The sequence below is a fragment of the Actinomadura sp. NTSP31 genome (genome assembly GCF_041951385.1).
GTDB classification, from domain to species: Bacteria; Actinomycetota; Actinomycetes; order Streptosporangiales; family Streptosporangiaceae; genus Spirillospora; species Spirillospora napierensis.
In genome coordinates this window covers 39753-53489 of sequence record NZ_JBGNUT010000013.1, presented here as the reverse complement: position 1 = coordinate 53489, position 13737 = coordinate 39753, and the positions used below count along the sequence as shown (strand labels likewise).

General features: G+C 74.6%; 14 protein-coding genes. 12 read left to right on the top strand and 2 right to left on the bottom strand.

All coding sequences use genetic code 11. From position 1 onward, the window contains the following. Positions 1–25: 25 nt before the first annotated feature. Positions 26–688 (top strand): NAD(P)H-binding protein, encoded by a 663-nt coding sequence (locus ACA514_RS22480; RefSeq protein ID WP_375043172.1) that lies wholly within the window; start codon positions 26–28, stop codon positions 686–688. A gap of 39 nt (positions 689–727) precedes the next feature. Here ACA514_RS22480 and ACA514_RS22475 read toward each other — a convergent pair whose 3' ends face one another. After that, positions 728–2518, bottom strand: a complete 1791-nt coding sequence (locus tag ACA514_RS22475) for an AMP-dependent synthetase/ligase (protein ID WP_375043171.1) — start codon at positions 2516–2518, stop codon at positions 728–730. Positions 2519–2749: 231 nt separating this feature from the next. On the opposite strand from ACA514_RS22475, the gene ACA514_RS22470 reads away from it, so the two are divergent. The 6 genes from ACA514_RS22470 (at position 2750) to ACA514_RS22445 (ending at position 7159) form a co-directional block, all read left to right on the top strand. After that, positions 2750–3445, top strand: coding sequence for a copper homeostasis protein CutC (locus ACA514_RS22470; RefSeq protein WP_375043170.1), 696 nt, complete (start codon positions 2750–2752; stop codon positions 3443–3445). 63 nt (positions 3446–3508) lie between these two features. After that, complete coding sequence (locus ACA514_RS22465; protein ID WP_375043169.1) at positions 3509–4276, top strand: metallophosphoesterase; 768 nt, start codon at positions 3509–3511, stop codon at positions 4274–4276. Between the two features lie 79 nt (positions 4277–4355). Next, complete coding sequence (locus ACA514_RS22460) at positions 4356–4790, top strand: SRPBCC family protein (protein ID WP_375043168.1); 435 nt, start codon at positions 4356–4358, stop codon at positions 4788–4790. A gap of 54 nt (positions 4791–4844) precedes the next feature. Beyond that, entirely contained in the window at positions 4845–5402 is a 558-nt protein-coding gene (locus tag ACA514_RS22455; protein WP_375043167.1) for a hypothetical protein, read from the top strand. A 49-nt stretch (positions 5403–5451) separates the two neighbouring features. Continuing rightward, positions 5452–6420: an ROK family glucokinase gene (locus tag ACA514_RS22450; protein WP_375043166.1), complete on the top strand. Its 969-nt coding sequence runs from the start codon at positions 5452–5454 to the stop codon at positions 6418–6420. 10 nt (positions 6421–6430) lie between these two features. Beyond that, the gene (locus tag ACA514_RS22445; RefSeq protein ID WP_375043165.1) at positions 6431–7159 is read left to right on the top strand and encodes an endonuclease/exonuclease/phosphatase family protein; all 729 of its coding nucleotides are present in this window, start codon (positions 6431–6433) and stop codon (positions 7157–7159) included. Here ACA514_RS22445 and ACA514_RS22440 read toward each other — a convergent pair. After that, positions 7156–8100 (bottom strand): hypothetical protein, encoded by a 945-nt coding sequence (locus ACA514_RS22440; RefSeq protein ID WP_375043164.1) that lies wholly within the window; start codon positions 8098–8100, stop codon positions 7156–7158. The genes ACA514_RS22445 and ACA514_RS22440 overlap by 4 nt on opposite strands. Before the next feature lie 422 nt (positions 8101–8522). Between ACA514_RS22440 and ACA514_RS22435 the strand changes: the two genes are divergently transcribed. The 5 genes from ACA514_RS22435 (at position 8523) to thiI (ending at position 13717) form a co-directional block, all read left to right on the top strand. Then, a complete protein-coding gene (locus tag ACA514_RS22435) occupies positions 8523–9257 on the top strand; it encodes a lysophospholipid acyltransferase family protein (protein WP_375043163.1) in 735 nt (244 codons plus the stop codon). 5 nt (positions 9258–9262) lie between these two features. Further along, entirely contained in the window at positions 9263–10507 is a 1245-nt protein-coding gene (macS, locus tag ACA514_RS22430; protein WP_375043162.1) for a MacS family sensor histidine kinase, read from the top strand. Between the two features lie 47 nt (positions 10508–10554). Continuing rightward, positions 10555–11193 carry a response regulator transcription factor gene (locus tag ACA514_RS22425; protein ID WP_344270866.1) on the top strand — a complete coding sequence of 213 codons (639 nt, stop codon included), beginning with the start codon at positions 10555–10557 and terminating at the stop codon, positions 11191–11193. 159 nt (positions 11194–11352) lie between these two features. Then, positions 11353–12378, top strand: a complete 1026-nt coding sequence (locus ACA514_RS22420; RefSeq protein ID WP_375043161.1) for a 6-phosphofructokinase — start codon at positions 11353–11355, stop codon at positions 12376–12378. A 103-nt stretch (positions 12379–12481) separates the two neighbouring features. Continuing rightward, positions 12482–13717: a tRNA uracil 4-sulfurtransferase ThiI gene (gene thiI / locus ACA514_RS22415; RefSeq protein WP_375043160.1), complete on the top strand. Its 1236-nt coding sequence runs from the start codon at positions 12482–12484 to the stop codon at positions 13715–13717. Positions 13718–13737: the final 20 nt, after the last annotated feature.

The window sequence follows — 13737 nt, the reverse complement described above, 5'->3', positions numbered from 1 at the left end:
CGCGCCCGCGCGTAGGATCGCGGTCATGGAGATCGTGATCGCGGGCGGGCACGGGCAGATCGCGTTGCGGCTGGCCCGGCTGCTGGCCGGGCGCGGGGACACCGTGGTGAGCCTCATCCGCAACGCCGACCACGCGGCGGACGTGCGGGCGACGGGCGCGACGCCGGTCGTCCGGGACCTGGAGGCGGCGTCCGCCGGCCAGGTCGCGGGCGATCTGGCCGGCGCGGACGCGGTCGTGTTCGCCGCGGGCGCGGGGCCGGGCAGCGGAGCCGCCCGCAAGGACACCGTCGACCGGGCCGCCGCGGTCCTGATGGCGGACGCGGCGGAGGCGGCCGGTGTGCGCGGGTTCGTGCAGGTCTCCGCGATGGGCGCGGGCGAGCGGCCCGCACCGGGCCGCGACGACGTCTGGTCCGCCTACATCCGGGCCAAGGGCGAGGCCGAGGACGACCTGAAGGCGCGCGGCGGCCTGGACTGGCTGATCCTGCGCCCGGGCCGCCTCACCGACGACCCGGGCACCGGGCTGGTCGCGCTCGCCGAGCCGCCGATCGGGCACGGCGCGGTGACCCGCGACGACGTCGCCGCGGTGATCGTCGCGCTGCTGGACGGCCTGCCGGACGTCCGGCACCGCACCCTCGACCTGCTGAACGGCGACGTCCCGATCGCCGGCGCCGTCGCCGCGCTGCGCTGACGGCGCCGCTCCCGGCTCCGCCCAGGCGGTGCAGGGGGATCAGGCGGTGTAGAGGGACTCGATCTCGTCGGCGAAGTCCTTCATGACCACGTTGCGCTTGACCTTCAGGCTCGGGGTCATGTGCCCGGCCTCCTCGGTGAAGTCCACGCCGAGGATCACGTACTTCTTGATCGCCTCGGCGTGGCTGACCGACCGGTTGGCGGCGGCGACCGCGCCCTCGATCTCGGCGACGATGTCGGGGTCGCGGCGCAGCTCGTCCACGGTCATCGCGGCGGGCTTGCCGTGCCGCTCCTTCCACGGGACGAGCGCCTCCTCGTCCAGCGTGACCAGCGCGCTGATGAACTTGCGGCCGTCGCCGACGACCAGGCACTGGCTGATCAGCGGGTGGGCGCGCAGCCGGTCCTCCAGCGGGGCGGGCGCGACGTTCTTGCCGGCCGCGGTGACGAGGATCTCCTTCTTCCGCCCGGTGATCTTCAGGTAGCCGTCGGCGTCGAGGGCACCGAGGTCGCCGGTGTGGAACCAGCCGTCCTCGATGGCCTCCTTGGTGGCGGCCTCGTTGTTCCAGTAGCCGCGCAGGACGTTGATGCCGCGGACCAGGACCTCGCCGTCCTCGGCGATGCGGACGTCGACGCCCGGGATCGGCTTGCCGACCGTGCCGATCCGGATCGCGGTGGGCCGGTTCACGGTCGCGGGCGCGGTGGTCTCGGTGAGGCCGTAGCCCTCCAGGATCGTGATGCCGACGCCGCGGAAGAAGTGCCCGAGGCGCTCGCCGAGCGCGGCGCCGCCGGACACCGCGTACTGCACCCGGCCGCCGACGGCCGCGCGCAGCTTCCCGTACACCAGCACGTCGAACACCTTGTGCTTCACCTTGAGGCCGAGGCCGGGCCCGCCGGACTCCAGCGCCCGGCTGTAGGCGATCGCGGTGTCCGCGGCCGCCTTGAAGATCTTGCCCTTGCCGTCGGCGTCGGCCTTCTGCTCGGCGCCGTTGTAGACCTTCTCGAACACCCGCGGGACGGCGAGCAGGAAGGTGGGCCGGAACGAGGCGAGGTCGGGCAGCAGGCTGGGGATGTCGCTGTGCCCGAGCTCGATGCCGCCCTCGATGGTGGCGACCTCGATCAGCCGGGCGAACACGTGCGCCAGCGGCAGGAACAGCAGCGTGGAGCTGCCGTCGACGGCGATCTCGGAGATGGCGCCCTGCACGGCGTTGCGGGCGGTCGCGACCAGGTTCCCGTGGGTGATCTCACAGCCCTTGGGCCGCCCGGTGGTGCCGGAGGTGTAGACGAGCGTCGCCACGTCGGCGGCGGTGCGCGCGCGGCGACGCTCGGTGATCGTCGCGTCGGCGACGTCCGCGCCGAGCCCGGTGACCTCGGCGACGGCGCCCGCGTCGATGCCCCAGACGTGCGCGAGGTCCGGGAGCCGGCCCCGGACCTCCTCGATCAGCGCCAGGTGCGCCTCGGTCTCGGCGAACAGCGCCTTGGCGCCGGAGTCGCCGGCGATCCACTCGATCTGCTCGGCGGAGGACGTCTCGTAGATCGGGACCGCGACCGCGCCGGCCGTCCAGATCGCGTAGTCCAGCAGCGTCCACTCGTAGCGGGTGCGCGACAGCAGGCCGACCCGGTCGCCGGGCTCGATGCCGGCGGCCACCAGGCCCTTGGCGACCGCCGCCGCCTCCGCCGCGAACTCCGCCGCGGTCACGGCGCTCCAGGCGGTCCCGCTGCGGCGGCGCAGCACGATCCGGCCGGGTTCCTCGGCGGCCCGGGTGAAGGGCGCGTCGGTCAGATTGGCGGAGTCGGGGACCTCCACCATCGCGGGGACGCTGAACTCGCGCACGGCCCACTCCTGTAGTCGATCTTCGGGGACGGCGGGGGAACCTGCCGGTCCCTCCGCAGGTGAATGATACCCACGAGTAGGAATTCTGCCGGGAAGTGCGCATCGTCCCGTGGATCGGCCGCCGGATCCGCGGTTAACGGCACGGCAAAGACCGCTCGTCGCGCGCGGCCGACCGCCGGCCCGTCCCCTACCCTTGACCTGGTCGTATACGGATCCGGTCGGGGGAGGGCCATGGCGCTGCTCGAAGTGATCGCGCTGACGGCCGCGGACGCGCGCGCCGCCCAGGACGGCGGTGCCGACCGGATCGAGGTCGTCGCCGACATGGGCGCCGACGGGCTCACCCCGGACCCCGACGTGGTGAAGGCGGTGCGGGCGGCCACCGCGCTGCCGATGCGGGTCATGCTGCGGGCCAACGCCGGGTTCCGCACCACCGGCGCCGAGCTCGACCGGCTGGTCCGCGCCGCCGCCGACCTCGCCGCCGCCGGAGCCGACGGGTTCGTGCTCGGCTTCCTCGACTCCTCCGGCCACGTGGACGCCGGCGCGACCGGCAAGCTCGCGTCCGGCTGCGCGCCGCTGCCGTGGACGTTCCACCGCGCGGTCGACCACGCCGCCGACCCCGTCCAGGCGTGGGACGCGGTCCGGGCGCTGGACGGCGGCCTGGACACCGTGCTCACCGCCGGTTCGCCGCGCGGCGTGGACGCCGGGGTCGGCGTGCTGGTCCGGCGCGCCACCGAGGCCCCCCGCTCCGCCGCGATGATCATGGCCGGGGGCGGGCTGCGCCGCAAGCACGTCGCCGTGCTCGCGGCGGCCGGCGTCAGCGCGTTCCACGTCGGCACCGCCGTCCGCCCGGACGGGTCCTGGGACGCCCCGGTCGACCCGGCGCTGGTGGGCGAGTGGCGCTCGCTGGTGTCGGCCGCCGCCGGCTGACAGCCCGGGCGCCGCGAAGGGCCGCCCGTTTTCGGGGGAGAGGTCCCCTATTAGAGTCGCGTCATGAGGATCCACGTGGTGAGCGACGTCCATGGCCGCGCGGACGCGCTGAGGGGCGCGGGCGACGGCGCGGACGCGCTCATCTGCCTGGGCGACCTGATCCTGTTCGTCGACTACTCCGACCACGGCCAGGGGATCTTCGCGGACCTGTTCGGCCAGGAGAACGCCGACCGCTTCATCGCGCTGCGGACGCAGAAGCGCTTCGACGAGGCGCGGGAGTTCTCCCGCGGCCTGTGGGCCTCCCTGGAGGGGGACGCGTGGCCGCACATCGAGCGCGCCGTCGACCGCCAGTACGCCGAGCTGTTCGCCGCGATGCCGACCCCGGCCTACCTCACCTACGGCAACGTCGACGTCCCGCGCATGTGGGCGCCGCACCTGCGCGAGGGGCACCGCGTCCTGGACGGCGAGACCACCGAGATCGGCGGGCTGCGGTTCGGGTTCGTCGGCGGCGGGCTGCGCACCGAGTACCGCACCCCCTACGAGCTCGACGACGACGCCTACGCCGCCAAGGTCGAGGCGGTGGGGGAGGTGGACGTGCTGTGCTGCCACATCCCGCCCGCCGTCCCGGACCTGCTGTACGACACGGTCGCCCGCCGGTTCGAGCGGGGCAGCGAGGCGATCCTGGACGCGATCCACCGCACGCAGCCGAAATACGTGCTGTTCGGGCACGTCCACCAGCCGCTCGCGTCCCGCACCCGGATCGGCCGCACCGAATGCGTGAACGTGGGCCACTTCCGCGCGCGCGGGGTGCCGTACGTCCTCACGGTGTGACGGATACCGTGCTTTACGACAGCGGACCCGGCCGCGGGTGCACGGGCGCGGGTTCACGGCGAGCCGGAGGGAAACGCAGATGGCGGACCGCACGAGTTCTTCCATCACGATCAAGGCCGCGAAGGCCGACATCATGGCGGTGATCGCCGACCTGGAGGCCTATCCGGACTGGGCGAGCGGCATCCGGGAGTTCACCGTCCAGGAGACCGGCCCGGACGGCCGGGCGCTGCGGGGCCGGCTGACCTTCGACGGCGGCCCGTTCAGCGACACCGTCGGGCTGGCCTACACCTGGGACGGCGACGACCGGGTGAGCTGGGAGCTGGTGGAGAAGGGCACCGTCGTCACCGGCCTGCACGGCACCTACGCCCTCGCCGAGGCCGGCGGCGGCACCGAGGTCACCTACGAGCTGGCGGTGGACGTGCGCGTCCCGATGATCGGCATGGTGAAGCGCAAGGGCGAGAAGCGGATCATCGACTCGGCGCTCAAGGGCCTCCAGCGCCGCGTCGAGCGCTGAGCACGCCCGGGAGGCGGTACCGTTTCACGCCGATGACGGATGGATGATGGAGCCATGACCGATCAGCCGGGTGACCTGATCAACGAGGCGGGCAAGCTCTTCGACGCGGTGCTGAAGCGGGTGGTCGGCGGCGGGTCCGGCGACGACCGCGGCGAGCCGCCGCGCGACGACCGGCCGCGCGGCGGCGAGGGCGGCGGCGACGAGGGCGACGTGTGGGCGGCGGCGACCGCGGAGCGGCCGCGCTACGCCACCGGCGCCCCCGAATGCTGCCACTGCCCGGTCTGCCGGGCCATCGCGGTGTCCCGCGAGTCGGGGCACGACGTGGGCCGGCACGTCCGGGAGGCCGGGCGGTCGCTGATGGCCGCCGCGCTGGACGTGGTGCAGGGGTTCGACCGCACCCGGCCGGAGCCGCACCGCGACCGGCCCCCGCGGCCGCGCGATGCGTCGGCGGGCCCCGGGGCGGGTAGGTCCGACCGGTCGGGACGCTCGCCCCGCGAGGAGGCCCCGGGCGGCGGGACACCGCGCGCCGCGGAGCCGCGCGAGGAGAGGCCGCGCGACGAGCCGGCCGACCCGTGGGCGGCCGCCACCGGCGACTCCATCGACATCGGGTAGTGGTGCGGACGGGCTCCAGCCAGGGGCGCGCGAGGAGGAGGAAGCGTACATGGCCCTGACCATCGGCGTGGACGTGGGCGGCACGAAGGTCGCCGCCGGCGTCGTCGACGACCGGGGAACGATCCTGGAGAAGGTCCGGCGGCCGACTCCCTCGACCAACCCCAAGGAGACCGCCGAGACCATCGCCGAGGTCGTCGACCTGCTCAAGGGCAAGTACGCGGAGGTGTCGGCGGTCGGCCTCGGCGCCGCCGGGTTCGTCGACGAGACCCGCTCCACCGTGCTGTTCGCGCCCAACCTGGCCTGGCGCGAGGAGCCGATCAGGGCGAAGGTCGAGAGCCTGGTCGGGCTGCCGGTCGTGGTGGAGAACGACGGCAACGCCACCGCCTGGGGCGAGGCGAAGTTCGGCGCGGGCCGCGGCGAGAACTTCCTGGTGCTGGTCGCGCTCGGCACCGGCATCGGCGGCGGCATCATCATCAACGGCGAGCTGTACCGCGGCCGGTTCGGGATCGGCGCCGAGATGGGGCACTTCCGGGTCGTCCCGGACGGGCGCCGCTGCGGCTGCGGCAACCGCGGCTGCTGGGAGCAGTACGCCAGCGGCAACGCGCTCGTGCACGAGGCCCGCGACCTCGCGCGCGTCGCGCCGGCGATGGCGGGCCGGCTGCTGGAGCTCGGCGGCGGCCGGCCGGAGGGCATCAGCGGCCCCGAGGTGTCGCAGGCGGCCCGCGAGGGCGACAAGGCCGCGCTGGAGTGCTTCCGGACGATCGCGCACTGGGCGGGCCAGGGCCTGGCCGACCTCAGCGCGATCCTGGACCCGGGCGCGTTCATCATCGGCGGCGGCCTGTCCGACGCCGGCGACCTGCTGCTCGACCCGATCCGCGTCGCGTTCGAGGAGGCGCTGACCGGGCGCGGGCACCGGCCGCTGCCCGACATCCGGATCGCCGAGCTCGGCTCGGCCGCCGGGATCGTCGGCGCCGCCGACCTCGCCCGCGTCCGGCCGCTCCAAGAGGCGTCCGTCTAGGGCCGCGGCCGTGGCGACGCCGGTGCGGGTGCTGAGCTACAACATCCGGTCGCTCAAGGACGATCCGGCGGCCGTGGCGCGCGTCGTCCGGGCGAACGATCCCGACGTGCTGTGCCTGCAGGAGGTGCCGCGGTTCTGGGGCTGGCGCGCGCAGCGGCGCGAGCTGGCGCGGGCGTGCGGGATGGACGTGGCGGCGGGCCGCCGGGCGTGCGGCCTCGCCGTCCTCGCGGCGCCGCGCGTCCGCCGGGTCGGCCGCGAGTTCCACCTGCTGACGCCCGACGAGGGCCTGCACCGCCGGGCGCTGGCGATCGCCGTGCTGGAGGCCGGCCCGGCGCGGCTGATCGCGGCGAGCACCCACCTCGACCTCGCGGACGGGCCGCGGCTGCGGCACGCCGGCGAGGTGCTCGCGCATCTCGACGGGGCCCGCACCCGGTACGGCGCGCCGGTCGTGCTCGCGGGCGACGTCAACGAGGAGCCCGGCGGCCCGTCCTGGACGCTGCTCACCGACCACTTCCAGGACGGCCACGCGACCGCGCCGGCGGGGGAGGGGCTCACCTTCTCCGCCCGCGACCCGCGCCGCCGCATCGACGGGGTGTTCGCCGACCCCGGCGTCGAGGTGGCGGGGTGCGGCGTGCCGCCGGACGAGCCCGGCGACCACGTCCGCGCCACCGACCACCGGCCGCTGCGCGCCGACCTCCGCCTGCCCGTGCCGAAGGGTCAGACCACGGCGCCCCGCTAGACCACGGCGCCGTCGTCGGGGTCGCGGGGCTCGTCGCCCATCCGCAGGACCAGCGTCACGAACCCGCCGATGAACGCGGCGACGGCGAGGAACGCGGCCCAGCCGGGCACCTCCCAGTCGAGGATCACGGTGACCAGCAGGTAGACCGGGCCGCCGATCAGCGCGATCCAGGCGCCCTTGGTGAGCGGGTCCGCGCTCGGCAGCGGCGGGGGAGGCGGCGGGATGTAGTGGCCCTCGTCGTCGTCGCCGGGCGGGAACTCCGGGGCGTCGTCGGCGGGCCGGATCACCCGCGCCCGCGGCAGCCGGCCGGTGCGGTCGTCGCCCTCGCGCGGCGGGCGCGGCTTCTCGTCGATGTTCTCCTGGTCGGGCCAGGGGACCTCGTCGCCCTCCGGCGCCGTGTCGAACCCCGCGACGATCTCCGCCCAGATGGCGTCCTCGTCGAGGTCGCGGCCCTTCTCGCCGCCCCCGCCGCCGGACGCGTCGTCCTTGCCGGACGCGCCGCCGGCCTCGGCGTCGCCCCGCCGGCCGGACGCCGTCCCGTCGAACACGCCGTCGAAGGCCCCGTCGAACGCGCCGTCCCGCGGCACGTCGTGCGTGCCGTCGCGGGCGGGCGACGGGTCGGGCCCGGCATCGGCCAGGTCGGTCTCGGGCCGGCCGTCGCCGTCGCCGCGCACCCCGGCGTCCCGCAGCCGCGCGAGGTGCGCGCGCAGGATGCCCTCGGCGGCGGGCTTCATCTCCACGTCCACGTACAGCCGGTCCAGGACGTCGCCGACCGTGTCGCCGGCCGTCCCGGCGATCTCGGGCAGGCCGTCCGGCGACGTGGCGTACGCCGCCACGCCCGCCTCGCCGAGCGCCGCGAGCATCGCGTCGGCCAGGTGCGGGGCGAGGTCGACCAGCGGCGCGTAGGTGTCGGCGGACAGTCCATTGCCACGGCGATTCACGGGGCCGGCTCCTTCGACGACTCCGGCGTGACCGACAGCACCGGCATGGCGGCCTCCGCTCCCCCATTGAGGTGTGCGCCCGGCCGTCCGCCGCGGTGCGCGGCGGCCCACCCGGACGACCCGAAACGTGTGTCCCACGGTATTCGCTGCGCCGCGGTGGACAAGCCCCCGGGCGCACCCGATTGAGATTTCCGGTCAGTATCCCCCGGGTGGCCGCGACCCCCCTGGCCGCCCGGGCCGACTGCGTCGGAACCACAGCCTACGTTCATCCGGCCGGGCGCGCGGGACCGTCCGGCGGGACCGGGACAGTGGTGTGGGCGTGCGCCGGGCGGGATGCGAAGATGTCCCATCATTACCCCCCCTTGGACGGGGACTTGGACTTGCGCGCCGCATGCACACGCGGTTCGGAGGAAGGTGTCGGCATGCTCTGGTTCTGGATCCTGCTGAGGGTCGTGCTCTCTCCCATCATGTACGGCGCGTGGTGGCCGCGGAACCGGGGCATGAAGAACGTGCCCAAGCGCGGGCCCGCGCTGCTGGCGTGCAACCACCAGTCCTTCGCCGACCACTTCTTCGGCCCGCTGCCGCTGATGCGGCCGATCTTCTTCATCGGCAAGGCCGACTACTTCACCGGCACGGGGATCAAGGGCCTGATCAGCAAGGGCTTCTTCACCGGCGTGGGGGTCGTCCCGGTCGACCGGACCGGCGGCCCCGAGGCGGACGCGGCGCTGCAGACCGGCCTGCGCATCCTCGGCGAGGGCAAGCTGCTCGGCATCTACCCCGAGGGCACCCGGGCGCCCGACGAGCGGCTGTACCGCGGCAAGACCGGGGTGGCGCGGCTGGCGCTGAAGTCGCGGGTGCCGGTGATCCCGATGGCGATGATCAACACGTTCCGGCTGATGCCGCCCGGGCAGCCGTACCCGCGTCTCGGGGTGCGCCCGGGCGTGCGGTTCGGCGAGCCGATGGACTTCTCCCGCTACTTCGGCCGCGAGGACGACCGCGAGGTGCTCCGCACGGTCACCGACGAGATCATGCAGGCGATCCAGAAGCTGTCCGGGCAGGAGTACGTCGACCGGTACGCCGCCGAGGTGAAGGCGGAGATGGCCGGCAAGCCCGTCCGCCCGGTGGAGGACGGCGACGAGGGCTTCACCGAGGACTGATCCCGGTGCCCGTGCGGGAGGACCGCGAGGACCGCGACGACCGCGAGGACCGCGGCGAGGACGCCGCCGCGACCGGGGCGGCCCTGGACGCGGCGCTGTGGCGGTCGGTGGCGGTGTACCGGGTGCTCGCGCTCGTCTACGCCGCCGTGGTGATCACCAAGAACTCCGGCGGGTACGCGCACCCCGTCGGGGGCTGGGCCGTCCTCGCGGTGATCGCCGTCTGGACGGGCGTGGCCACGCTGGCGTACCGGGACCCGGCCCGCCGCGGATGGCCACTGCTGGCCGCGGACCTCGCCGTCGCGTTCGGCTGCGTCCTCGCGACCGCCTGGGTGGAGACCGCCCACCACATCGCGGTCGGCCGTCCGACGCTGCCGGTGTCGTGGGTCGCCGCGTCCGTGCTGGCCTGGGCCGTCGCGGGCGGGCGGCGGCTCGGCGTCACCGCCGCGCTCGTGCTCGGCGTCGCGAACCTGCTGGTGCACGCCGTGGCCGGGACGTCCGGCGGGATGGGCAACACCACCCTGAACGGCATCGTGCTGCTGTTCCTCGCCGGCCTGGTCGTCGGGCAGGTGGTGCGGCTGGCGCGGGAGGCGGAGGCGCGGCTGGCCCGGGCCGTGGAGATGGAGGCGGCGACCCGGGAGCGCGAGCGGCTGGCGCGCCGCATCCACGACTCGGTGCTGCAGGTCCTGGCGATGGTGCAGCGGCGCGGCGGCGAGGCGGGCGGCGAGGCGGCCGAGCTGGGCCGGCTGGCGGGGGAGCAGGAGGCCGCGCTGCGCGCCCTGATCGGCGCCGGCCCGACCGCGCCCGCCACGGCCCGCGCCGCCCGCGCGCACGGCGGCGCCCCCGCGCCGGGCACCGGCACCGGGGACGACACCGACCTGCGGCCGCTGCTGGCCGGCCAGGCGTCCACGTCGGTGACCGTGTCGACCCCCGCGACGCCGGTGGCGCTGCCCGAGCATGCCGCCGGCGAGTTGGCCGCGGCGGTCGCGGCGGCGCTGGACAACGTCCGGCGGCACTGCGGCGACGGCGCCCGCGCCTGGGTCCTGCTGGAGGACGACCCCGCCGCCGTCACCGTCAGCGTCCGCGACGACGGCCCCGGCATGCCGCCCGGGCGGCTGGACGACGCCGCCGCGTCCGGCCGGCTCGGCGTCGCCCAGTCCATCCGGGGCCGCGTCCGCGACCTCGGCGGCACCGTCTCGATCGTCTCGGCGCCCGGCGAGGGCACCGAGATCGAAATGACCGTTCCGCGGTGAGCCGCCCCGTCTAGGCTGTGCTCGTGAGCGAGGTTCCGTTGAGGGTCATGGTCGTCGACGACCATCCGATGTGGCGCGAGGCCGTCGCCCGCGACCTGGCCGAGGCGGGCCACGAGGTCGTGGCCACCGCCGGCGAGGGCCGCGCCGCCGTGCGTATCGCCGCCGCCGCGCGGCCCCGCGTCGCGGTCGTCGACCTGCAGCTGCCCGACATCAGCGGCGTCGAGGTCACCCGGCACCTGGCCGCCGCCGACCCGCCGGTCCGCGTGCTGGTGCTGTCGGCCAGCGGCGAGCAGCAGGACGTCCTGGAGGCGGTGAAGGCGGGTGCCACCGGCTACCTGCTCAAGTCCGCCGGGCGCGAGGAGTTCCTCGACGCGGTCCGCCGCACCGCCGACGGCGACGCGGTGTTCACCCCCGGCCTCGCCGGGCTCGTCCTCGGCGAGTACCGCAGGCTCGCCGCGGCGCCCGCCCGCGAGGACGACGACGCGCCCCGGCTCACCGATCGCGAGACCGAGGTCCTGCGCCTCGTCGCGAAGGGCCTGACGTACAAGCAGATCGCCCAGCGGCTCGTCCTGTCGCACCGCACGGTGCAGAACCACGTGCAGAACACCCTGGGCAAGCTCCAGCTCCACAACCGCGTCGAACTCGTCCGCTACGCCATCGAGAAGGGCCTGGACGAGGAGGACTGACACGCCGGACGGCGTGCCGCGGGCGGTCCCGGAGGCTATGGTCTAGACCAATGGCGGCACGCCGGTACGCCCGGCGAATGCCCTGCGTAGCCGTGCCCTGACTACTAGTCTGGCCGTGTGAATCGAGGGAGGAGCCCGGTGGCGGGAGAAGGAGACGGCATGCGAGTCGGAGTGCTCACCGGAGGTGGGGACTGCCCCGGCCTGAACGCGGTCATCCGCGCGGTCGTCCGCAAGGGCGTGCAGGTCTTCGGCTACGAGTTCGTGGGGTTCCGGGCGGGCTGGCGCGGCCCCCTCGAAGGCGACACCGTCGCCCTGGACGTGCAGGCCGTGCGCGGGATCCTGCCGCGCGGCGGCACGATCCTCGGCTCGTCCCGGACCAATCCGGTCAAGGTCGAGGGCGGCGTCGAGCGGATCAAGGACAACCTCGCCGGCCTCGGCGTGGACGCGCTGATCGCCATCGGCGGCGAGGACACCCTCGGCGTCGCGCGCGAGCTGTACGGCAGCGGCGTCAACGTCGTCGGCGTCCCGAAGACGATCGACAACGACCTGAACGCCACCGACTACACGTTCGGGTTCGACACCGCGGTGAACATCGGCATGGAGGCCGTCGACCGGCTGCACACCACCGCCGAGAGCCACCACCGGGCGCTGATCTGCGAGGTCATGGGCCGGCACGCGGGCTGGATCGCGCTGCACGTCGGGATGGCCGCCGGCGCCAACGTCATCCTGATCCCGGAGCGGCCGTTCGACATCGACAAGGTCGTCGAGTACGTCGAGAGCCGGTTCAAGACCCGCTACGCGCCGATCATCGTCGTGTCGGAGGGCGCGCACCCGATCGACGGGCAGATGCAGCTGCAGACCGGCGAGCGCGACTCGTTCGGGCACGTCCGGCTCGGCGGCATCGGCCAGGCCCTCGCCGACGAGATCGAGAAGCGCACCGGCAAGGAGGCCCGCGCCACGGTGCTCGGGCACATCCAGCGCGGCGGCACCCCGACCGCGTTCGACCGCGTCCTCGCCACCCGCTTCGGCCTCCAGGCGATCGACGCCGTCCGCGACGGCGACTACGGCAAGATGGTCGCCCTGCAGGGCACCGACATCGTCCGGGTCGGCCTCGACGAGGCCACCAAGGAGCTGAAGACCGTCCCGCTGGAGCGCTACGCCGAGTCCGAGGTGTTCTTCGGCTGACCGGGTCCGCCCGGCGGGAACAGTCATTCCGGGTCGCGGTGTTGGATCCGGTGGGCCACACTGGAGGCCAACCCTCGACCTGTTCCCGCCGGGAGGATCACGCATGACCACGCTCGAGACCGCGCCCGCGCACGTCCGGGAGCAGTCGCCGGTCGACGGCGAACCGTGCGTGCTGCTCAAGCTCGGCGAGGTCGTCCTCAAGGGCAAGAACCGCGAGCAGTTCGAGCGCCGCCTCGCCGACAACGTCCGGCAGGCCGTCCGCCCCGTCGCCCGCGTCGACGTGATCCGCCGGCACGGCGTGTTCATCGTCCGCAAGCACGATGCCGACCTGGCCACCATGGAGCAGATCGCGCAGCGGGTCAGCGACGTCATGGGCATCGTGTGGGCGCACCGCGCCTGGCGGGTCGGCAAGGACGTCGCCAGCGTCGAGCGCGCCGCCCTGGAGCTCATGGACGGCCGCACCGGCACGTTCGCCGTCCGCGCCCGGCGCCGCGACAAGCGGTTCCCGCTGACCTCCATGGAGCTCGACCGGCACATCGGCGCCCTCGTCGCCGACCGCTACGGCCAGCCCGTCCGGCTCAAGGACCCCGAGCACACCCTGTCGATCGAGGTCGACCGGGACGAGGTGTTCGTCTACTCCGGCGGCCTGCCCGGCCAGGGCGGCCTGCCCGTCGGGATGTCCGGCCGCGCCCTCGTGCTGATGTCCGGCGGCATCGACTCGCCCGTCGCCGCGTACCGGATGATGCGCCGCGGCCTGCGCGTCGACTACCTGCACTTCTCCGGCATGCCGTTCACCGGCCCGGAGTCGATCTACAAGGCGTACGCGCTGGTCCGCGAGCTGGACAGGTTCCAGGGCGGGTCGCGGCTGTTCGTCGTCCCGTTCGGCAAGGCGCAGCAGCAGATCAAGTCGTCCGGCGCCGACCGGCTCGCGGTGATCGCGCAGCGCCGGCTGATGCTGCGCACCGGCGAGGTCCTCGCCCGCCGCCTCCGCGGCTCCGCGCTGATCACCGGCGACGCGCTCGGCCAGGTCTCCAGCCAGACCCTGGCCAACATCACCGCGCTGGACGACGCCGTCGAGCTGCCGATCCTGCGCCCGCTCGTCGGCATGGACAAGGTCGAGATCATGGACCAGGCGCGCCGCATCCGCACGCTGTCCATCTCCGAGCTGCCCGACGAGGACTGCTGCACGATGCTCGCGCCGCGCCGCGCCGAGACCCGCGCCAAGATCGACGACCTCCGCCAGATCGAGAAGCGCCTCGACGTCGGCGAGCTCGCCGACGAGCTCGCCGAGTCGGTCCAGGAGCACCGCCCCGTCTACGGCGACATCCCCGCGTCCTGAGGCCTGCCCCGACCCCAGCG